Genomic DNA, 21,874 nt, shown 5'->3' with positions numbered 1-21,874 from the left:
TGAAAGATGAACCAATCCTGTCCACGTCTGATTATGGCCGCCCTCCGGGGCGGCGCGGGAAAAACAACCCTTTCGGTCGCTCTGACCGTTGCCCTGCAAAAGCGGGGCATCCCGGTTGTCCCTTTTAAGAAGGGACCGGACTATATTGATGCGGCGTGGCTTGCGCTTGCGGCATCACGGCCCTGTTACAACCTGGACACATTTCTCATGGGCACCGAACAGACCGTCCGATCGTTTTCACGCCATGCGGCAGCAGGCGCTGTTTCGATTATCGAAGGCAACCGGGGACTCTTCGACGGCGTTAATGCCGCAGGCGAGTTCAGCACGGGAGAGCTTGCCAAGCTTCTTAATGCGCCAGTGATTCTGGTTGTCGACTGCGATAAAGTCACGCGCACTGCAGCGGCAATGGTCCTGGGCTGCAGGAATCTTGACCCCCAACTCAACATCCGGGGCGTCATCCTCAGCCGGGTGAGCGGCAGCCGCCATGCGACTGTCATCCGTCAAGCCATCGAAGAATATGCCGGTCTTCCGGTTCTGGGCACCGTACCGCGCATGACCGATCTTCCCTTTACGCAGAGGCACCTGGGATTAATTCCTCCTCCGGAACATGATGCTGCCCAGCATGCGCTGGACAGAGCGGGAATGATTGCCGAAGACTGCCTTGACATTCCGAACCTGCTGGCGGTTGCCGAAAGTGCGGCGCCCTGGAGTGTGGATGCCTTCCCCAATCCCGAACAGGACGAGAGGGGTAATGAGCCAATCACCATCGGCGTGATCAAAGATAGCGCCTTTCAGTTTTATTATTCCGAAAATCTGGAGGCCCTGAGTGATCGGGGCGCCAAAATTGTGGAGATCAGCGCGCTTGCGGAAAAGAGCCTCCCGGACGTGGATGCCTTATACATCGGCGGAGGCTTCCCTGAAACGCAAGCCGGGCGCCTTGCCGAAAACGCGTCCTTCCGTCTTTCCCTGAAAGCAGCCGCTGAGCGGGGCCTGCCGATTTATGCGGAATGCGGAGGATTCATCTACCTGGGAGAATCACTGACCATCGGTGATGCACACTATCCCATGTCCGGCGCGCTGCCGGTTTCCTTCAGCATGGAGCACCGGCCACAGGGGCATGGCTACATCACCCTGGAAGTTGATCGGCAAAACCCCTTCTTCCCCGTGGGCACAAAGGTCACCGGGCATGAGTTTCATTACTGCCGGGTCCTGACCCTGCACGAAAGTGAAAGCTTCACAGCGTGCCGCGTTCTCCGGGGAACGGGGATGGACGGTAAGCGGGAAGGCCTGTGCCGGTATAATATTTTTGCCGGATTCACGCATCTGCATGCGCTCGGCGCAGCCGGGTGGGCGCAGGCGATCATTGGCAAAGCCAGACAGCATCGGGCGGAAAGACAAAGTAAAATCATTTCTCCTTCCCTCCGGAAGCGTGATGCAGGAGGATTTTAATAAGCATACCGGCGCGCCCTCAAGATCGGGACGTTCGCACACAGAAATTGATGATTGAATAAAAATATTTTCAGGAGGTTCTCAATATGCCGCAAATCGAATTGGCAGGTAAAATTTATGAAGTGGATGAAGACGGGTTTCTTCAGGAACTCGACAAGTGGAACGAAGAATTTGCAGAAGCTTATGCCCATGTGGAAGATATCGAAGGCAAGTTGACCGAAGAACATTGGAAAGTGATCAATTACCTGCGCAATTACTATCAGCAGTTCGGCATTGCCCCCATGATCCGGAAAATCTGCAAAGATCTGGGGATCGACATGAAAAAGCTCTACGAACTTTTCCCCACGGGACCTGCCAAAGGAGCCTGCAAACTGGCCGGCCTCTCGAAGCCTACGGGTTGCGTTTAGACAAGTTGCCGGAACCTCCTGCCGCTTTGCCAATCGCCAGTCATTTCCCGGTGTAATCCCCGGCATGACTCACGAGGCGAATTTTTACGGCGCGCCGGGTGTTCTGAACAGTCCGTAAGATAAAAGGAAATGGATGAAATGGAAACTCTGGTCATCGTTTTGACATATGTGGCGTATGTTTTCATCGTCGCCATGTACACCATTAAAGCCCGGGCATGGCTTGCCATGCCGCCTCATATCCGCTGGGATCTTTATCCGGTGATTCATGAGGAACATTACCAGTACGGGGGTTCATACTACGAACAGCCCGAGTGGTGGACAAAGCCCAGGCCCAAGCACCGCTTGCGAAGCCTTTTCTACGCGCTCAAAGATAATTTTTACATGGGCGAATATTTCAAGCGCAACCGCTTCTATTGGGCGGTTCTGCTGCCTTGGCACCTCGGTTTCATTTTCATTATCACCTTTCATATTCTCTGCTTCTTTGCCGCCTGCGCCATCGTTTTCGGAATAAATATTTCGGCTGCGTCGGAACAGCCGGCGGGGCAGATCTTTTACTATCTCCTGCTGGCAACGGGCGGCATCGCCTTCATCGGCGGCACCTTCGGCTGCATCGGCATGCCGATTGTCCGCCTGGCTGATCGGGGGCTCAGGACTTACGCCACGCCGTTTAATTTTTTCAACTACGCCTTCTTCTTTCTCGTTTATTTAAGCGGCCTGTATGCCTGGATTGTTCTCGATCCGACGCTTGCCGAATACCGGACTTACTGGCTGGGCCTCATCACGCTTTCGCCGCCGCATCTTCATCCGATGACAGTGCTGCACATTATTCTGTTTGATCTCTTTCTCATCTATCTGCCGTTCACCCGCTCGCTGCATTATATAACGCGAATTTTCGCCCTGTACCGCATCCGCTGGGATGACGAACCGAACAGACGGGGATCAAAACTCGAAAAGCAGATTTCCGGCCTGCTGTCCCAGAAGATTTCCTGGGAGGGAAAACATATTCCATCAGGCGCCACCTGGGCGGAAGCGGCAACCCGGCTGGATTCTCCGAATCCAAAGAAAAAGGACAACCCATGAAAAAGAAGATGACCATCTCTGATTTCAGCCAATCCGGAGATCAACTCGCCGTTATCAACCCGGCGAACCTGATGCCTCTGCCTGCGCCTTATGACAAATTGGATAAACCCATCAAGGCGCTGACCCCTGAACAAAGATCGCGCATGGACGCTTCTCTGGACGGCATTTCTATCCTCGGGCTTGCCCCCCCGGCAAGTCACGAAGAAGAACGCGCTTTCATCGAAAAATTTCTGGCAGGCCTCGCCAAACTGTTCACCTCCGGTGATAACTGGACATTTTTGCAGCCGCTCGTCCACAGCCTCGATTATTGCGTCAAATGTCAGATTTGCTCCGATATGTGCCCGGCCTATGTCGCCTCCGGCCGCGAGGAAATTTACCGCCCGACCATGCGTCCCGAAATCCTGCGCCGCATCATCGGCAAATACATCAAAAAGAGCCATCCCCTTTTGAGAAAATTCAGGGGAACCGATATCGATCTCAACTGGCAGACGCTTGCCCGCCTGGGGGAACTCGCTTATCGCTGCACCCTTTGCCGGCGCTGCGCCCAGGTTTGCCCGCTGGGAGTCGACAATGCCCTGATCAGCCGGGAAATCCGCAAGCTTTTCAGCCAGCAAATGGGCATTGCCCCGAAAGAAATCCATGAAAAAGGCACCGTGCAGCAGCTCAAGGTGGGCTCCAGCACCGGCATGACGCCTCCGGCGCTGACGGATATCCTCGAATTTATCGAAGAAGAAATTGAAGAAAAAACCGGGAAGAAAATTAAAATCCCCGTGGACAAAAAAGGCGCCGACATATTGCTGCTGCATAATGCGGGCGAATTCATCGCCTGGCCGGAAAACCTGGAGGCCTTTGCCATCCTGTTTGACGCAGCCGGCATCGACTGGACGCTCTCCAGTGAAATCGCCGGCTACGACGCGGTCAATTACGGCGTCTGGTACGACGATGTCCAGTTTGCCCGCATCGCTTTGCTGCACGCTCAGGCGGCCAAGAATCTGGGGGTGAAGAAGATTTCCCTGGGCGAATGCGGACATGCCCACAAGGCTATGATTGTCATTGCCGACCGGATCCTGACCAGAGACCTCAACATCCCCCGGGAAAGCTCCATCCCGCTGATGGAAGAAATCGTCATGAGCGGCAAAATCAAACTGGATCCCAGCCGGAATGATTTTCCCGTCACGCTGCATGATCCGTGCAACATGGTGAGGCTGATGGGCATTGTTGAACCCCAGAGAAGAATTTTGCGAAAAATAGCTCCGCAGTTCCGGGAAATGACGCCCCACGGCGTTGAGAACTACTGCTGCGGCGGCGGAAGCGGATTTGCCGTCACCCAGTCGACCAACTTTCCGGACTGGCGCTCCTCGATTTCCGGACGGATGAAACTCAAACAAACCCTGGAGGCCTTCGGGGATGTTCCATCACCGGAGATCAAAAAGTATGTGTGTGCGCCCTGCTCCAACTGCAAGGGGCAGTATCGCGAGCTGTTTAACTATTATGGTGTATGGGAAAAGTCGGGCATTTTCTACGGCGGGCTTGTGGAGCTGATTGTCAATGCCATGACCGACCTCAAGAAACCTTTTATTCAGTGGGAATGGCATTGAAAGCAGAAAGTAACATCAGCATCTCCCTGATCATTGTTATCGCCATTATGGCGCTGCCCGCGGCGCTGTATGCGACGGACTGGACCGGCGGACTTACCACCGTTGTGCCCGGCGTTGCCCTGGCCATCTTTGTTATCGGGTTCATCCGGCGGATTCTCCTTTGGGCCAAATCGCCGGTTCCTTTCCGCATTCCTACAACGTGCGGCCAGGAAAAATCTCTTCCCTGGATCAAGTCTGCTCCTTTCGAAAATCCGTCAGGCATTCCGGGAGTCATCGGCAGAATGGCACTGGAGATATTGCTTTTCCGGTCTCTTTTCCGGAATAGCGATGTGGAAATTATCGACAGACGGCCGGTTTACGGCAGTACCGGCTGGCTGTGGTTCTTCGGTTTAATTTTTCATGGTTCGCTGCTGGTGATCATCCTGCGCCATCTGCGCTTCTTCACCGAACCGATTCTTCCCGGCATTGCGGCCCTCTCCGCGGTGGATGGTTTCTTTGAACTGGCCGTGCCGACCCTCTATCTTAGCGATGTCCTGCTGCTTGCGGCAGTCATCTTTCTGTTCGTCAGACGGATCGTCAATGCGCAGCTTCGTTATATTTCGCAGGTCCCGGATTATTTTGCCCTGCTGCTGATTGCGGCCATTGCCGCAACGGGCCTCTGGATGCGTCATATTCAGCCCACGGATCTCGAACAGGTTAAGGCGCTGGTCATGGGATGGGTGACCCTGTCTCCTTACTCGCCGCAAAGTGTGGGTGTAGTCTTTTTTATTCATTTGTTTTTGATCTGTGTTCTGCTGGCCTGGTTTCCCTTCAGCAAACTCATGCACGCGGGCGGCATCTTTCTCAGCCCGACCCGCAATCTCGCCAACAACAGCCGGAGTCTAAGACATATCAATCCGTGGAACGGGCCTGTCCCGGTCCATACTTATGAAGAATATGAAGATGAGTTCCGCGATAAGATGAAGGCCGCGGGATTACCCGTGGAAAAGGAGTAGCCGTGGCGCACGTGAAGATTCCAAAACCTGATGAACTGATCAAAATCAACTATGCGCCGCCCGCGACTGCGTGGATGGAAACCCCCGTTGATTTCCGGCCGGGAACCTGGAGCTACAGCGGCGGGGCAAAAAGCCTGACGCTGCTGGATCTCCCGAACCCGCGGGTGTGGCAGCCAACCGATTTCGACTGGAAACTGCCGGATAACTGGAAAACCATCATCATCGAAGGCCTGCGGGAGCGACTGGAAAAGTACCGCTCCTTCCGCCTGTTCATGGACATCTGCGTCCGTTGCGGCGCCTGCGCCGACAAATGCCATTTCTACATCGGCACAGGCGACCCCAAAAACATGCCGGTCCTGCGGGCCGAACTCCTCCGGTCCGTCTATCGTCGTTATTTCACGGCGGCGGGAAAGCGGTTCGGCAGGCTTTCCGGGGCGCGCGACCTCACTGTCGATGTTCTGAAAGAATGGTTTTACTATTTCTACCAGTGCACCGAGTGCCGCCGCTGTTCCGTCTTCTGCCCCTACGGCATTGATCAGGCGGAAATCACTATGATGGGCCGCGAACTCCTGAACCTCGTCGGGTGCAACATCAACTGGGTCATCGAACCGGCCGCCAACTGCTTCCGCACCGGCAACCATCTGGGCATCCAACCGGGCGGCATCAAGGACATGCTCGAATTCATGGCCGACGATATTGAAGACCGTACAGGAGTCCGCGTGGACGTTCCGCTCAACAAAAAAGGGGCCGACATTCTTTTTGTCACGCCGTCGGGCGATTACTTCGCCGATCCGGGAACATTTACCTGCATGGGTTACCTGATGCTCTTCCACGAGATCGGCCTGAATTATACATTCAGCACCTACGCCTCCGAAGGCGGTAATTTCGGCTTGTTCACCTCCGCTGATATGGTCAAGCGCCTCAATGCCAAGATCTACGCCGAGGCGAAGCGGCTCGGCGTCAAGTGGATCCTGGGTGGCGAATGCGGCCACATGTGGCGGGTAATCCACCAGTACATGGACACCATGAACGGCCCCGCCGATTTTTTGGAAGAGCCCGTCTCTCCCATTACCGGCACCCGTTTTGAAAACGCCCGTTCCACAAAAATGGTTCACATCGCCGAATTCACCGCCGACCTGATCCGGAACAACAAGCTGAAGCTCGACCCGGGGCGTAATGATCACCTGAAAATTACTTTTCACGATTCCTGCAACCCCGCCCGCGCCATGGGGCTTTTTGAAGAGCCCCGTTATATCATCAACCATGCCTGCAACCATTTTCATGAAATGGCGGAAGACACCATTCGGGAAAAAACCTTCTGCTGCGGTGCAGGCGCTGGTCTGGGCAACGATGAAAACCTGGAAATGCGGATGCGCGGCGGCATGCCGAGAGCCATGGCCGTGAAAGCCGTTGTGCAGAAATACGGCGTCAATCGCCTGGCCTGCATGTGCGCCATCGACCGGGCCACCCTGACCACGCTGATGGACTACTGGGTGCCGGGTGTATCGGTCATGGGCGTTCATGAGCTTTTAGCCAACGCTCTTGTTATGAAGGGCGAGAAGTCAAGGACCATCGACCTGCGCGGAGAACCGCTGGCAGGCTGTTAATATTTTTACAGACGACGGGTAACGGAAAATGAAACAACAGAAGTGGTGCATGATAACATTAGGACTCGTGATCTTTGCGGCGCTGATCACCTTTCCCTTTTGGTACGGCAAAGGGAAAACATCCCGACCGCCGGCCCTCAGCCTGGATACGCCCGCCATTGCCCAATTGCAGGAAAAGCGCTGCGTGGAGGATACGCCGTCCATGCGCAAAAGCCACATGAAACTGCTTAATGCCTGGCGTGATGAAGCCGTCCGCGAGGGGAATCGTCTTTACACGGCGAAAGACGGCCGCACGTTTGAAAAAAGCCTGACCGGCACGTGCCTGAAGTGTCACAGCAACAAAGAACAGTTCTGCGATCGTTGTCATAATTATCTGGGCGCCAGGCCGACCTGTTTTGGCTGCCATATTGTTCCCGGGGAGGTAAATAAATGACGACGAACCGCAGAGACTTTTTGAAAATAACGGGGTTATCCGCCCTGTCCCTCCTTGTACCGGCGGGCATCTGTCCTGCCCTGGCCAAAGAAAAGATGATGACTTCCGGACAGGCCCTCACCGCCAAACGCTGGGGCATGGCTGTGGACCCGTCGCAATGCAGACCGGATTGCACGGATTGCATCACCGCCTGCCACAGGGTGCACAATGTTCCCGAGTTCGGCAATGCCAAGGATGCCGTCAAATGGATCTGGAGCGCGCCCCTTACCGCCGCCTTCCCCGATGAAAGCCACGCCTATCATGGAGCGGCCATCCGGAAAATGCAGCTGCCCGTTTTATGCAACCACTGCGCGAACCCGCCCTGTGTGCGGGTCTGCCCCACAAAGGCCACCTTCCGGAGGCCGGACGGCATCGTCATGATGGACTATCACCGCTGCATCGGCTGCAGGCTTTGCATGGCCGGCTGCCCCTATGGCGCGCGGAGCATGAACTATCGGGACCCCCGGCCGTTTATTGCCAAAATCAATCCGGACTTTCCGACGCGCACCAAAGGCGTCGTGGAAAAGTGCAATTTCTGCGAAGAGAGGCTGGCCAAAGGCATAAAGCCTGCCTGCGTCATGGCCTGTAAAGAAAGATCGCTGGTATTCGGGGATATGGACAACCCCCGATCCGAGATCCGTCTTCTCCTGGAAAAACGTTTTAACCTGCGCCGAAGAGCGGGCTTGGGAACCGCCCCGCAGGTTTATTATATCTTATGAGGTTGCTATGCTGGAAAAAGCTTTGAAAGGCAACCGCGGATACTGGACATGGATTGTTTTTTTAGTCATGGTCGCCGCGGTCGGATTTTTCTTCTACCTGCGCCAGTTGGAGTACGGTCTGGGCGTCACGGGCATGAGCCGGGACGTCTCCTGGGGGCTTTATATCGCCCAGTTCACCTTCCTGGTCGGCGTTGCCGCTTCGGCCGTCATGCTGGTTTTGCCTTACTACCTTCATGACTACAAGGCTTTCGGCAGAATCACCGTGCTGGGCGAGTTTCTAGCCGTGTCCGCTGTCATCATGTGCGTGCTTTTTATCTTTGTCGATCTCGGCCAGCCTTCCCGCGTGATGAATGTTCTCCTGTATCCGCAGCCAACCTCCATTCTTTTCTGGGACATGATCGTCCTCTCCGGTTATCTGGTGATCAACATTTTTACCGGCTGGGTCATCCTGTCTTGCAACCGCAAGGAAGTCCCGCCGCCCGGCTGGGTCAAACCGCTGATCTACCTTTCCATTCCCTGGGCCGTCAGCATCCACACGGTAACGGCTTTCATCTATGCCGGCCTTCCGGGACGGAGTTTCTGGCTGACAGCGATTATGGCCCCCCGGTTTCTGGCTTCCGCTTTTGCCTCCGGCCCCGCTCTGCTGATTATCTTCTGCCTGATCCTGAAGCGTTTCGGACGATTTGACGCGGGAGAAAAAGCAATTCAGGCTCTTTCCAAAATCGTGGCTTATGCGCTGGCGGCAAGCATCTTCTTTGTCCTCGTGGAATTGTTCACCGCCTTTTACAGTCAGATTCCGGAGCACGCCCGGCACTTCCAATACCTCTTCGCCGGGCTTGACGGCCACCAGAACCTTGTGCCCTGGATGTGGACGTCCGCCGTATTGGCCTTTGCGGCTCTGGCGATGCTGATCATCCCGCCCATCCGCCGAAAGGAAGGCTTGCTGGCTGTCGCCTGCATAGCCGTTTTTATTTCGCTCTGGATTGAGAAAGGCCTTGGTCTGGTGGTTACCGGTTTTATTCCGTCGCCGCTCGATACGATAACCGAATATCACCCGACGGGAACGGAAATCGCCATTACCTTCGGCATTTGGGCGGTTGGATTGATGATCCTGACATTATTCTACAAAATTTTTGTCAGCGTACGAAATGATATCGAGGGCGGCCATCATCACCGGCCCGCCGACAGGGTGAAGCCATGAAGATACTGGTCCTGAATTGCGGCAGCTCATCGCTCAAATACAAACTCTTCGAGATGGAAACAAATGAGGTTCTGGCCCGGGGTCAGGCGGACCGCATCGGCCTCGCCGATGCCGTGTTTCAACATGATGCACGGAGGCACGAAACCCTGCTTTGTGAAATGCCTCTGCGCAATCATCATGAAGCGGTGCATGCCCTTCTGACCCATCTTGTGGACGGCAGGCGGGGCATCCTGACGGATATCAACGAAATCAGCGGCGTCGGTCATCGCGTCGTCCACGGCGGGGAGCATTTCCGCACCCCGGTCGCCGTCGATCCGGCCATACGGCAAACCCTTGAGGGCACCAAAAACATGGCGCCGCTGCATAATCCGCCGAACCTGATGGGGATTGATGTCTGCACCAGACTCATGCCGGGTGTACCGCAGGTAGCGGTCTTCGACACGGCATTTCATCAGACCATGCCGCCTTATGCCTATACCTACGCGATCCCTTATCGTTATTACGCACAGGACCATGTGCGCCGATATGGCTTCCACGGCATTTCCCACCGGTATGTCGCGTACCGGACGGCGGAAATTCTCGAAAAAAATATCGAAGATTTGAAAATCATTACCTGCCATCTGGGCGCCGGTTCCAGCCTCTGCGCCGTGGCACAGGGAAAATCGTTCGACACATCCATGGGCTTTACGCCTCTTTCCGGTCTCGTCATGGCAACCAGGTGCGGTGATATTGATCCGGCGGTCGTTTCTTTCCTGGCCCAAAAGGAAGGAAAGTCCCTGGCACAGGTGATGGACATGCTGAATCGTGAAAGCGGCGTTTTCGGCATCTCCGGCATTTCCCCCGATTTTCGGGACCTCGAAAAAGAGGCAGGCTCAGGCAATGAACGGGCCCGGCTGGCTCTGACCGTATACGCATACAGTGTAGCCAGGGGGATCGGTTCTCTGATTCCGGCCGCTGGCGGACTCGACGTCCTGGTTTTTACCGCCGGGATCGGCGAACACTCGCCGCAGATGCGTCTGCGGATCTGTGCCTTTCTTTCCTGGCTGGGGATTTATCTGGATGACAATAAAAACACGGAGAATGCCGTCGAAGGTGAAATCTCACGACCTTCGACAAAGGTAAAAGTTTTTGTGGTTCCGACAAATGAAGAAAAGATGATCGCCCGGGAAACGCAGGCGGTTTTGCAAAATAATCAGAAGAGCGTTTTCAATTTAAAATAACTTACGAATTGATACATGGGAGGTTTAAAAATGAAAAAAGTAAAGATGACACCCAGCGAAGCAATCGTGGAAACCCTGCTGGCCGAAGGCGTGGATCATGTTTGCGGCATCGTGGGATCGGCATTTATGGATATGCTCGATCTCTTCCCCGCGGCGGGAATCAAATTCATTCCCGTCCGTCATGAACAAAGCGCAGCGCACATGGAAGACGCCTATTGCCGCGTGTCGGGACGGTGCGGCGTCGTAACAGGTCAGAACGGCCCCGGCATCACCAATATGGTCACATCGGTGGCGGCAGCCAACATGGGTCATACGCCGCTGGTGATCATCTCTCCTTCCGCCGGAACGCCGACCATCGGCTGGGACGGCTTTCAGGAATGCGACCAGATGTCCGTCTTCAAATCCATCACCAAAGCCGTCGTCCGCGTTCCTCATCCGAAACGGGCCGCCGATTGCCTGAGAACGGCCTTCCGCATTGCCTATGCGGACCGGGGCGCTGTTTTGTATGACATTCCCCGTGACTATTTCTATGGCGAGCTGGAAGAGACGATTCTGAAACCATCTCAATACCGGGTGGATGCCCGGGGCTGCGGTTCTCATGAACAGCTGGATCGCGCAGCCGAGCTTCTGTCCAAAGCGAAGAACCCCGTCATTGTTTCCGGGCGCGGTGTGGTTGATGCCGATGCACTGGATATTGTCAAGGCGATTGCCGAGCACCTGACCGCGCCTGTCGCGGTCACCTATCTGCACAATGATGCCTTTTACGGGAATCATCCCTTGTCCGTCGGCCCCATCGGCTACATGGGTTCCAAGGCAGCCATGAAGACGCTGGCCAAGGCTGATGTCATGCTGGCTATCGGGACAAGACTTTCCGTCTTCGGGACCCTGCCCCAGTACGACATCAATTACTTCCCGGATAATGCCAAAATTATTCAGATCGACATCAATCCGAAGCACATCGCGAGAACCCACCCCATTGAGGTCGGCATCATCGGCGATGCAAAGGAAGCCACGATGGAAATTCTGAAGCGCCTGAAATCCGCCGACGGGAAACGCAAGCCTGATGACAAACGCCTGGCCGCGGTCGCGAGGGAAAAAAAGAAATGGGAAAAAGAGATTGTTGATTTAGCCATGGTCGACGGCAATCCGATGAATCCCCGCCGCGTTTTACTGGAGATATCCAAAGCGCTTCCGGACGATGCGATTGTGAGCACGGATATCGGAAACGTCGCCTCGACAGCCAACAGTTACCTCAAATTTAACCAGTCACGACGGCATATCGCGGCGCTCACTTTCGGCAATACGGGTTTTGCGTATCCCGCGGCCCTGGGGGCCCAGATTGCCAAACCCAAAGCGCCGGTCATTGCGATCATCGGCGACGGCGCCTGGGGCATGAGCCTTCACGAAGTCAGCACGGCGGTGGAGCATAACCTGCCCGTCGTGGCCTGTGTTTTCCGGAACATGTGGTGGGGCGCGGAAGCCAAAAACCAGGTGGACTTTTACAACAACCGTTTCGTCGGCGTCGATATCCCCACGCCGAAAAGCTTTGTTCCTGTCGCCAAGGCGATGGGCGCCAACAGTATGCAGGTCAGCCGGCCCGAAGATATCCGGGAGGCTTTCGATTCCTGTTTGAAGAGTCGCAAACCCACTGTTCTGGAATTCCTGGTGGACGGCAAACAACTGGCGCCGCCTTTCCGGAAAGATGCACTGGCTCTGCCGACGCGCTTTTTGCCCAAGTATGCCCATCTGGATCATCATAACTGGTACAAAGGAGGCATCGATGATTTATAAAGACCTGGAAGGAAAAACAGCCATGGTCACCGGCTCCGGTAAAAAAACCGGCATCGGCTACGCGATTGCGGAAAAACTGGCCTCCTGCGGCTGCAACATTATCATTGCCGACCTGGGCAAACCGCCCGTTCCGGGCGAATCCCTGAAATCCGCCACGGGTGAAGAGATGGAGGCCATCGCTTCAGCGCTTGCCAAAACGTATGGCGTCCGGACACTGGCGGTAGCCGTTGATATTACCAACAACGATGCCATCGGCGCCATGGTGGAAACGATCAAAGGAACCTTCGACCACATTGACATTCTTTGCAACAATGCGGGGGCATCCTTCGGCGTGCCCAACACGGTTCTGAGTTATGACGAAGCGGCCTGGATCCGGACGATTGACGTGAATCTGTTTTCCGTCTTCCGCATCTCGCGGGCTGTCATTCCCCTGATGGCCGGGAAACCCGCCACGATCATCAATACGGCATCACGGGCGGGCAAGGTCCCTCCCCTTTTCAACAGCGCTTATGCCGTGGCCAAGGCAGGCGTCATCATGCTGACCAAAACCATGGCCAAGGAACTGGGAGGAAACGGCATCCGCGTCAATGCGATCTGCCCGGGACAGATCGCGACGGATCTGGAAAAATGGCGTTTCGGTCTGGAAGCCTCGTTCTTCGGCACGACGATTGAAGAACGGGAAAAGGAAATGTGCAAGACCATTCCCCTGGGATATATCGGTCTTCCCCGCGATGCAGGAGACCTCGTTGCGTATCTCGCTTCCGACGCGTCACGATATATAACAGGACAGGCCATCAATCTCGATGGCGGTCAGTGCATGGAACTATAAAAAATGAATTTGTCTCAGGAGGACATATTATGAGTAACGTTATTGGCGGCAAGCTTGTTGCTGACGCTCTGGTTGATCGGGGCGTCGATTACATTTATTCATTGAGCGGCGGGCATATTACGCCCATTTACCAGCATCTTGAAAACACACCCATCACGATTTTTGACGTGCGCCATGAACAGGCGGCCGTCTTCATGGCCGAAGCCTCAGCCCGGATGAACCGCAAACCGGCGGTGGCGATGGTCACGGCGGGACCGGGGTTTACCAATGCCCTCTCCGGTATAGCGAGCGCGCGTCTTTCCAACGCGCCGGTTATCCTGATTGCCGGCTGCGTGGGAACCGAATCCACGGAAAAGCTGGACCTTCAGGACATGACGCAGCTCCCCGTCATCGAACCCATGGTGAAGAAAGCATTCGTCTGCCATATCCCGGAGCGCATTCCCGAATATATTGACATGGCTTTCCGCGCGGCGATGAGCGGCCGGCCGGGCCCCGTTTACCTGGAATTTCCCTGCAACGTTCTGAACGCCAAGGTTGATATGTCCATGGTCAAGAAACCCCACACCACGCTCGCCTCCAAGCCCGTCGACCGGGAAAACACCCGCAAGGTCGTCGATTTGCTCAAGGCGGCCAAGAATCCGATTGTGATCGGCGGAAGCGGCCTTTGGTATTCGGATGCCGAAAAGGAAATCATCGAATTCGTGGAAAAAATCGGCATTCCGATTTACACGGCGGGCGCGGGCCGCGGCGTCATCCCGGACACGCATCCTCTTTGCTTTGAAGGCTCTCTGGCCATCCGGCCCGGTTCGGCCATGATCACGCTCATGACCACCGACCTGGTGCTCTTCCTGGGCGGCCGCCTGAGCCTTTTCTATATCTTCGGCGAAATTTTCCCGGCGACGGCCAAATTTATTCAGGTGGACATCGCCCCGGATGAGATAGGACGCAACCGGACGATTGATCTCGGCATCGTCAGCGACATCAAATCATTCCTCAAAGAGATCAACAGCGACCTCGATGAACAAAAAATCGGCGACACGCTGAAAGCGCAATATCAGCCCTGGCTGGAAACCGTCCGCGCCGCGCATGACGGCGGCAAAAAAGACGCCAAAGCCATGTGGGAATGCGAGACCCTGCCCATGCATCCCATGCGCCTGGCCAATGAGATCAATAAATTCATGGATCGGGAAGATGACATTGTCGTTGCCGACGGCGGCGACACATCCACCTGGATGGGCATGACCAGGACCGTCAAAAAAGGCGGGACTTACCTGGATTACGGCCTTTACGGCTGTCTGGCCGTCGGCATTCCTTACGCCAACGCCGCCAAATTAAAACATCCGGACAAACGTGTTCTCCTCATCATGGGCGACGGATCGGCCGGCTTTAACTTTATGGAATTTCATACGGCCATCCGCAAGAAGCTTCCCATTGTCGTGGTCATCGCCAACGATCAGTCCTGGGGGATGATCATGCACAGCCAGCAGTTGCGCATGGGGCATAACATTCCCAACGGAACCGAGCTGGGCTGGGTCGATTACCATAAAATGGTGGAAGTTCTGGGCGGTTTCGGCTGCTGTGTCGAAAAAACGGAAGATATCCGGCCGGCGTTGGAAGCTGCTTTTGCTTCCGGCAAGACGGCCTGCATCAATGTTAAGGTAGATCCGGCCATCATCAGCCCCGGCAGTGTAGCCCTGGCCAATCTTGGAGGATATAAATGTAATTGAGGTACATTTTTTTACATCGTCGCTTTAAGTAGCAGCCTTTGACCGGTTGTTGCTGAAAACAAGACAAGGAGTTCCTATGAATAACGTGACAGCACCAAAGGAATACAAGTTATCCACGCGAAGCGCCTATTACATCTTCACGCTGCTGTTTCTGCTGTATTTCTTCGATTACATGGATCGGACGATCGTAACCTCCCTTGCTCCCTTTATCCAAAAAGAGTGGGGCCTCACGGACACGCAGTCCGGTCTGCTCATGTCAGTCGTTTACTGGTCCATTGTTGCCTTTGTCTTTCCCGTTTCGATCCTCGTGGATCGCTGGAGCAGGAAAAAGACCATTGGCGTCATGGCCCTTCTCTGGACTGCCGCGACGGTAGTCTGCGCTTTCACTAAAACCTTTCCCCAGTTGCTCGCGGCCCGCGCCGCCATCGGGATCGGAGAGGCCGGATACGCCCCCGCCGGCACGGCCATGCTCTCCGGGTTGTTCCCTCCGGAAAAACGTTCCCGCATGATGGGCTTGTGGAACATATCCATTCCTCTCGGTATCGCCGTCGGCATTGGCCTGGGCGGTTTCATTGCCACCCATTGGGGCTGGCGGCATGCCTTCGGCCTGGTGGCCATTCCCGGGGCGGTTGTGGCCATCCTTTTTTTCTTCGTCAAGGATTATAAAACCGTCGAACTGATAAAAACAGACGAGTCCTGCAAAACCGGCCCGGGCAAGATCAAGATGAGCAAGATGGACATTTTCCGTGAATTTATTCACACCCCTTCTCTGATTTTTACCAATCTCGGGTTCATCGGCTGTATCTTCGCCAACAATGCGGTCATCTTCTGGCTTCCCACGTATTTTCACCGGACGACAGGCGTCTCCATCAGTGAGGCGGGCGTGAAAACGAGTGTGCTCATGATTCTGGCGCTCATCGGCCTGCCGCTGGGGGGATGGCTGGCCGATATGTGGTTTAAAAAACGGGTCAATGCACGGCTGCTGTTTCCTGCGATTACGACAGCCCTCAATGCCATCTGCATCTTTACGGCTATTTCCTTCCTTCAAGGGCAGGCACAATATCTGACGCTGCTGGGAATGGGCATCCTGGCTTCCGCATTTGCCCCGGCCGCCATCACCGCCACACAGGAGGTGATCCATCCCGGGCTTCGGGCAACCTCCTACTCCGTATGCGTCGTTGTTCAGAATCTCTTCGGAGCCTCCCTGGCTCCCATTGTGATCGGAAAGATCTCCGATCTCTATGGTATCCAGACAGCCATGTCGATCCTGCCCGTTTTTCTTGTAGTCTCCGCCCTGTTGTTTTTTGCCGGATCTTTCTTTTACAAAAGAGATCTGAACAAGGTGGAAAAGATTACGCTGGAATGCGAGGATTAAAACAAAAGAAGGATCACCACCCTGCGGGTGGCACGAGGTTCAAGGGGCAAGGCGGAAAAGGAAAGTCCTTTTAGGAAAGTGAAAATTATGAAAGCTGTTGTATTTCGAAAAGACAAGGGACTGGTTTATGAAGAGGTTCCCGATTACCAGCTCACGGCCGATGAGGTATTGGTCAAAGTGGCCAATACGGGGTTTTGCGGTTCCGATCATTCTTTAGTGGCCGGCGGACTTCTGGCCGACGGTTATATCATCGGACATGAAATCAGCGGTGTGGTCGTCGAAAAAGGCGCAAAGGCCGGCGGTCCTTCCATAGGGACCAGAGTCTGCATTCGTCCCACTTATTGCGGACAATGCGCCAATTGCCGGGGCGGCAAACCGCATCTTTGCCGGGTTCACAGGCGAACCACCGGGATCGGCGATTTACCGGGCGGTTTTGCCGAATATGTCAAAGTCTATCCGCAGATGCTGATTCCCATCCCCGAAGGCGTCGATTCCCGCAATGCCGCTCTTGCGGAAACCTTTGCCTCCGCCCTGCACGCCGTTCATTGCACGGCAAACCAGGCGGGGTCCGTTCTGGTGATGGGAGGCGGCCCCATCGGACTCTGCACCGTCAGAATCCTCAAGATTCTCGGTTATGGCCCGATTGCGCTCTATGAGCCGGTAAAGGAAAAGAGGGACATCGCCCTTTGCTATGGCGCGGACCATGTCTTCGACCCGCGGGAAAAAGATGCGGATCAGCAGGCCCTCTCCATGGCTCCGGGCGGATTTCAAAAGACGTTTGAATGTTCCGGCGTCAAGGCCAATATTGACCGCGCGCTTATTCTGGCGGCGGATAACGGAGAGGTTTGCATGGTGAGTGTGATTTTTTCGCCTTTAGAAATCACCGCACCCTATCTCATCAACTTCAAGGAAATTCGTTTGACGGCTTCCATTTCCAATACGCACGAGGAAAACATCCAGTGTCTGAATTGGATGGCGGAAGGAAAACTGGACGCGCGATTGCTCATCTCCGATGACGAGCCGCTTGAGCGCCTGCCGGTCGTTTATCGGGAAAGAATCGACACGGGCCGGGCCATCAAAGTCCTGCTGCGGATCGGTGATGAATTCTAGTGGCGAAGCGCGAGGTAACCGGGCTTTCGACGGAGGCTTCCGCGGGCAGTCTGACATGAAAGAAAAATTTGAACTCCTCTATGGCTTCGTCCACTGTCGCGGAAAAACAACTTATTCCGCCGGATACGTGGATACCCGGGAGGAAGCCGAAGCCTGGGTACGGAATCATCGGGAAGGCATTGCTCCCAGGATGAAAATACCGCCCGACGATCCGATTCGCTATTGCCGGGCTTCCTGGTGCCCCTTCAAGAAGCAGCAAGCATGGTTTGATATGGCGCGTCATGAGATCGAACCGTTTTAGTTAATCAAAATATTGATGACAAGAACTCTTTGATTTAATTGCGCTCAGATGATAGTAACCGGAAAATTTCATCGCTGAAAGGTCGACAAAAAAGCAGGGAAGAGCTCTATGGGTGCGAAAGAAAGACGGGAAAGAGAAAGAGAACAACGCAAAAACCATATCCTGGATACGGCCAGAGCGCTTCTTCTGGAAAAGGGAATGAACGCCACGTCGATCAATCAGATTGCGAAACGCTCTGAATTAAGCGTCGGCGCCATTTATTTTTATTTTAAGGATAAAGAAGAGCTCTTTGCGGCGCTTCAGGTGGAAGGGCTGGAGCTGCTCCACCAGGCCATCAGTCAGGCCGTGAATAAAAAATCTACACCGGAGAATAAAATCAGTTCGATCGCCCGGGCTTATCTCCGGTTCAGCGAAGAACATAAAAATTATTTCGATATCATTAATTATTTTCTGACGTCGCCCGCAACTATTTTCCCCCCGGAGTTGAAAAATGAGATCGATGAGCGCGGCAATGCGAGCATTGCCACACTTACGGATGCGATCCGGGAAGGCATGGACAAAGGACACTTTAAAGCGGTTGATCCGAGACGGCAGGCGATCATCCTCTGGAGCGCCTTCAATGGCATGATCCAATTGAAAAAACTGCAAAACACTATTCTGGCAAAGGATGAATATCAATCCCTCTATATGGAAATTGTTGATCGATTTCTGAACGGACTGCGCAGTTCATAGCGCTCTAAGAGATCTTTATCCCATTCTGAACAGCATAATAAGACCCAGACTCGCCAGCGACAGCACGGCTGAAACGCACAAACCCAGTGTAAAAGGCTTCATGCCGATGCTGAGCACAATCTGCAGCCGTGTGCCTAAACCAACACCCGCCAGAGCCGTAAGAATCGCGAACTTGGCTATCGCATCAAAGGTGTTGAGCACCGACGCGGCCGTCTGCAATGCGCCCGGCACGGCGACATTCCGCGGTAATACTCCGGCACTGATGCCTGTTGTGCGGATAAGCGACATCATCAGAAAGCCGACAACAAACCAGGGAATGAGAATTCCACCGCTTGGAATGACCGATTGCGGAGAATCATCCGAGGGCACCTGATGCCTCAAGAGCAGCCCCACCAGGATGATCAGGGGCGCCATGATGGTGTTGCGCATCAGTTTTACGACCGTTGCAACACTTAAGGCAATCGGACTGTGCGCTGCCCCCACTGCCACGACCTGGGACGTGTCATTGACGGCGGTGCCCGCCCACAAGCCGAAGGCTGTGTTGCTCAGGCCCAGGTACTGCCCGATGATCGGGTAAAAAATAACGGCAATCAGTCCGAAGAGTGTGATAACGGCTACCGCAAAGCTGACTTCTTCCTCCTTCGCCCCGATGACTGGCGCCGTCGCAATGATGGCTGTATTGCCGCAGATGGCGGTTCCCACCCCGATAAGTGTGGCAAGACGGGGCGGGATCCGGAACAGACGGCCGACGACATAGGCCGTCGCGAGCGCAATGGCAATGCAGGTGAAAACCAGCAACATCGCAGCACCGCCGGTATCAGCGATATCCTGCAGGCTCAGTCTTAAGCCGAGCAGAATGATGCCCAGACGCAATACGTGCGTCAAGGCGAACTTGATTCCGGATTCACAGGTCCCGGAAACACCAACGACGTTGCGGATGAAAAGACCCAGCAGAACCGCGATAACGATATCGCTGACCGCCTTATTGACCGGCCCGGGAATCAACGAGTGGAGCAACCGGGCAATCACGGCGACGCCGATGGCCAAAAGCAATCCGTTGATGACGGGACTGGACCCTCTGACAATTTTTTCCCATTTAATGATCAGTGAACTCATGATTTCCTTCTCTCATCGGCATAAAGCACTTCTTGTATTGCCGCCCCGGCAATACATGCCTTATACGAACTTTTATCGATAAATACAAATTTATATTAATGATAATATTCATCAGCATTATTTAATGAAAGGCTTCCTGAAAGAAGCCCTTTTCTTTTTTGACACGAACGTCAATAATCATATATATACAATTTAAATACTCTGTTTCGGGAGACCGCCATGGATGAAAAAGTAAAACAGGCGATATTCGCGCAGATTGAGCAGGAACCCTTCGGTAAAAAATTCGGATTGACATTGGTTGATGTAGAGGAAGGTTACGCCAGAGTTGAAATGTGTTTTACCCCCGACATGGAAAACATGTTCGGTATGGCTCATGGCGGAGCAATCTTCTCTCTGATGGATGCGGCCTTTGAAGTCGCCTCCAATTCACACGGCACGATGGCCGTCGCGTTGAGCATGAACATCAATTATCTGGCGTCGCCGGCCAAAGGGGCCAAGCTGACGGCCGAAGCCCGGGAAATCAACAAAACAAAAAGAACCGCCGCCTACGATATCCGCGCCACGGATGATTCAGGAAAACTTCTGGCAACCTGCCAGTCGCTGGTTTACCGGATGGACAAACCGCTGCCGTTCCTTGCGGAAGGCTGATCTTTTAAATCTATATTGATTTAAACCGTCTCAATCTCGATTTCCCATCAACCGATGGGGACACACCTATATTTTCCTGAACACAACTTTTGTTTATAACTCTAAGTGCCGCACCGCTCTCTATGCTCTGCTGGTGCAATACCAATTGAATCCGTTTGGCTTATTGCAAGGATTGAAGGAAAAACCATTCATAAAATATATCAATATTACCGCTGTCTTCCACCATTGTAATGATTATTTCCGAAGGATAATCCATACACTTTATGTTTTTCCATCCTGCCTCGCTTCGGGATTATTTACATAATTATACAATAATATCATATGCATACACTTATTATTTCTTTTCTGGCACATCCTTTGCTTAGTTAAGCGAGAGCAAAGTTCAAGATAAAGGATTGTGGATATGAGAGAAAAAGATAAACCAAAGCAAGAAACAGAAAGGAAAATAACATGAAGAAAGTAAGCGGGGGAGCATTGTTTGTAACAATGTTGATAGTCATAATGGCAAGCTCAGCCTTGGCTCTCAGGAGCTATTTAACAGACTTCAACAATCAGTATGGAACATCGGCAACCCCACTAAACACCTGTGGGCTCTGTCATCCTGGAGGTACGAATACCGCAGGAAATCTTAATGATTTCGCTAATGACTATGTACTAAACGGCTACAGTTACACAGCTATTCAAAATCTCGATTCCGATGGTGACGGTTTTACTAATATTCAAGAAATCAACGCGAGGACTTTACCCGGTGATCCGGCAAGTTTCCCGGTGGCAGACTCAATGGCTCCTACCGTAACAGTTTTTGTCGTTCCGGCAACAGCTATTACGCTTGTTGTTCCCATTACCAGCTTCATCGCAACAGACAACGTAGGTGTAACAGGTTATCTGCTGACCGAGACTCCTACCGTACCGTCTCCGGGGAGCGCAGGTTGGACCCTGCCAGCACCGACCAGCTATACCTTTGTCAGTGCAGGAAGCAAAACTCTTTATGCCTGGGCTAAAGATGCAGCAGGCAATGTTTCCGTTAGCGCAACTGCGACAGTTATTGTTACCACTACATCCACTACATCATCCATGCTATATGCAACGTTTACCGGTGCCGGCATCTATCAATATAACGGTACAACCTGGTCACGCCTTTCTCCTGGTAATCCGATTATGATGGTGACATCAGGTTCAAACCTATACGCATCCTTTACCGGAAATGGCATCTATATGCATAACGGCACTGCGTGGTCACAGCTTACCTCGGGAACTCCAGTTATGATGGTTGCATCGGGCACCAATTTGTATGCATCCTATACCGGAAGCGGCATCTATATGCATAACGGCACTACCTGGGCGCGGATTACCTCCGACACTCCGACAAATATGGTGATTTCAGGTGCGAACTTATATGCATCCTTTACCGGAAAAGGCATCTATCGGTATAATGGTACTGCGTGGTCACAGCTTACCCCGGGAACTCCAGTTCTGATGGTTGCATCGGGCACCAAT

19 protein-coding genes and 1 pseudogene (1 of these 20 cut by a window edge) are annotated in these 21,874 nt (G+C 53.7%); 19 read left to right on the top strand and 1 reads right to left on the bottom strand.

Going from position 1 to position 21,874, the window contains the following annotated elements; all coding sequences use genetic code 11:
- Window positions 1–6: 6 nt before the first annotated feature.
- The 17 genes from CVU71_00585 to CVU71_00505 all read left to right on the top strand — a co-directional run bounded on the left by CVU71_00585 (window position 7) and on the right by CVU71_00505 (window position 18,613).
- Complete coding sequence (locus CVU71_00585; protein PKN20326.1) at window positions 7–1,449, top strand: cobyrinic acid a,c-diamide synthase; 1,443 nt, start codon at window positions 7–9, stop codon at window positions 1,447–1,449.
- A gap of 86 nt (window positions 1,450–1,535) precedes the next feature.
- Window positions 1,536–1,856, top strand: a complete 321-nt coding sequence (locus tag CVU71_00580) for a sulfurtransferase TusE (protein PKN20325.1) — start codon at window positions 1,536–1,538, stop codon at window positions 1,854–1,856.
- A 138-nt stretch (window positions 1,857–1,994) separates the two neighbouring features.
- Entirely contained in the window at window positions 1,995–2,936 is a 942-nt protein-coding gene (locus CVU71_00575; GenBank protein PKN20324.1) for a hypothetical protein, read from the top strand.
- A gap of 8 nt (window positions 2,937–2,944) precedes the next feature.
- Complete coding sequence (locus tag CVU71_00570) at window positions 2,945–4,534, top strand: 4Fe-4S ferredoxin (GenBank protein ID PKN21019.1); 1,590 nt, start codon at window positions 2,945–2,947, stop codon at window positions 4,532–4,534.
- Window positions 4,525–5,529 carry a menaquinol oxidoreductase gene (locus tag CVU71_00565; protein ID PKN20323.1) on the top strand — a complete coding sequence of 335 codons (1,005 nt, stop codon included), beginning with the start codon at window positions 4,525–4,527 and terminating at the stop codon, window positions 5,527–5,529. The genes CVU71_00570 and CVU71_00565 overlap by 10 nt, the downstream gene beginning before the upstream one ends.
- 74 nt (window positions 5,530–5,603) lie before the next feature.
- Complete coding sequence (locus tag CVU71_00560) at window positions 5,604–7,136, top strand: menaquinol oxidoreductase (GenBank protein PKN21018.1); 1,533 nt, start codon at window positions 5,604–5,606, stop codon at window positions 7,134–7,136.
- Window positions 7,137–7,164: 28 nt separating this feature from the next.
- Window positions 7,165–7,569, top strand: coding sequence for a menaquinol oxidoreductase (locus tag CVU71_00555; GenBank protein PKN20322.1), 405 nt, complete (start codon window positions 7,165–7,167; stop codon window positions 7,567–7,569).
- Window positions 7,566–8,327, top strand: coding sequence for a 4Fe-4S ferredoxin (locus CVU71_00550; GenBank protein PKN20321.1), 762 nt, complete (start codon window positions 7,566–7,568; stop codon window positions 8,325–8,327). The genes CVU71_00555 and CVU71_00550 overlap by 4 nt, the downstream gene beginning before the upstream one ends.
- A 7-nt stretch (window positions 8,328–8,334) precedes the next feature.
- Window positions 8,335–9,528: a menaquinol oxidoreductase gene (locus CVU71_00545; protein ID PKN20320.1), complete on the top strand. Its 1,194-nt coding sequence runs from the start codon at window positions 8,335–8,337 to the stop codon at window positions 9,526–9,528.
- Complete coding sequence (locus tag CVU71_00540) at window positions 9,525–10,748, top strand: acetate kinase (GenBank protein PKN20319.1); 1,224 nt, start codon at window positions 9,525–9,527, stop codon at window positions 10,746–10,748. Before CVU71_00545 ends, CVU71_00540 begins: the two co-directional genes overlap by 4 nt.
- A 30-nt stretch (window positions 10,749–10,778) precedes the next feature.
- Window positions 10,779–12,539, top strand: a complete 1,761-nt coding sequence (gene xsc, locus CVU71_00535) for a sulfoacetaldehyde acetyltransferase (GenBank protein PKN20318.1) — start codon at window positions 10,779–10,781, stop codon at window positions 12,537–12,539.
- Complete coding sequence (locus tag CVU71_00530; GenBank protein ID PKN21017.1) at window positions 12,532–13,368, top strand: NAD(P)-dependent oxidoreductase; 837 nt, start codon at window positions 12,532–12,534, stop codon at window positions 13,366–13,368. The genes xsc and CVU71_00530 overlap by 8 nt, the downstream gene beginning before the upstream one ends.
- A 29-nt stretch (window positions 13,369–13,397) precedes the next feature.
- Window positions 13,398–15,095, top strand: coding sequence for an acetolactate synthase (locus CVU71_00525; GenBank protein PKN20317.1), 1,698 nt, complete (start codon window positions 13,398–13,400; stop codon window positions 15,093–15,095).
- Between the two features lie 76 nt (window positions 15,096–15,171).
- A complete protein-coding gene (locus CVU71_00520; GenBank protein PKN20316.1) occupies window positions 15,172–16,470 on the top strand; it encodes an MFS transporter in 1,299 nt (432 codons plus the stop codon).
- An 87-nt stretch (window positions 16,471–16,557) separates the two neighbouring features.
- Window positions 16,558–17,580 carry a hypothetical protein gene (locus tag CVU71_00515; GenBank protein ID PKN20315.1) on the top strand — a complete coding sequence of 341 codons (1,023 nt, stop codon included), beginning with the start codon at window positions 16,558–16,560 and terminating at the stop codon, window positions 17,578–17,580.
- Between the two features lie 55 nt (window positions 17,581–17,635).
- On the top strand, window positions 17,636–17,881 hold the full coding sequence (locus tag CVU71_00510; GenBank protein PKN20314.1) for a hypothetical protein: 246 nt from the start codon (window positions 17,636–17,638) through the stop codon (window positions 17,879–17,881).
- 108 nt (window positions 17,882–17,989) lie between these two features.
- On the top strand, window positions 17,990–18,613 hold the full coding sequence (locus tag CVU71_00505; protein ID PKN20313.1) for a hypothetical protein: 624 nt from the start codon (window positions 17,990–17,992) through the stop codon (window positions 18,611–18,613).
- Between the two features lie 15 nt (window positions 18,614–18,628).
- On the opposite strand, the gene CVU71_00500 is transcribed toward CVU71_00505, so the two are convergent.
- Window positions 18,629–19,729, bottom strand: a complete 1,101-nt coding sequence (locus CVU71_00500) for a hypothetical protein (GenBank protein ID PKN20312.1) — start codon at window positions 19,727–19,729, stop codon at window positions 18,629–18,631.
- Window positions 19,730–19,948: 219 nt separating this feature from the next.
- Between CVU71_00500 and CVU71_00495 the strand changes: the two genes are divergently transcribed.
- Both CVU71_00495 and CVU71_00490 read left to right on the top strand, forming a co-directional pair.
- Window positions 19,949–20,377, top strand: a complete 429-nt coding sequence (locus tag CVU71_00495) for a thioesterase (GenBank protein PKN20311.1) — start codon at window positions 19,949–19,951, stop codon at window positions 20,375–20,377.
- A gap of 450 nt (window positions 20,378–20,827) precedes the next feature.
- Window positions 20,828–21,874: pseudogene (locus CVU71_00490) on the top strand (hypothetical protein) (it continues 69 nt past the right edge of the window).

This window comes from Deltaproteobacteria bacterium HGW-Deltaproteobacteria-6 (genome assembly GCA_002840435.1).
In the GTDB taxonomy this organism is placed as follows: Bacteria; Desulfobacterota; Syntrophia; order Syntrophales; family Smithellaceae; genus UBA8904.
Note: the sequence above shows the minus strand (reverse complement) of the source record. Positions and strands in the feature narration are given on the sequence as shown.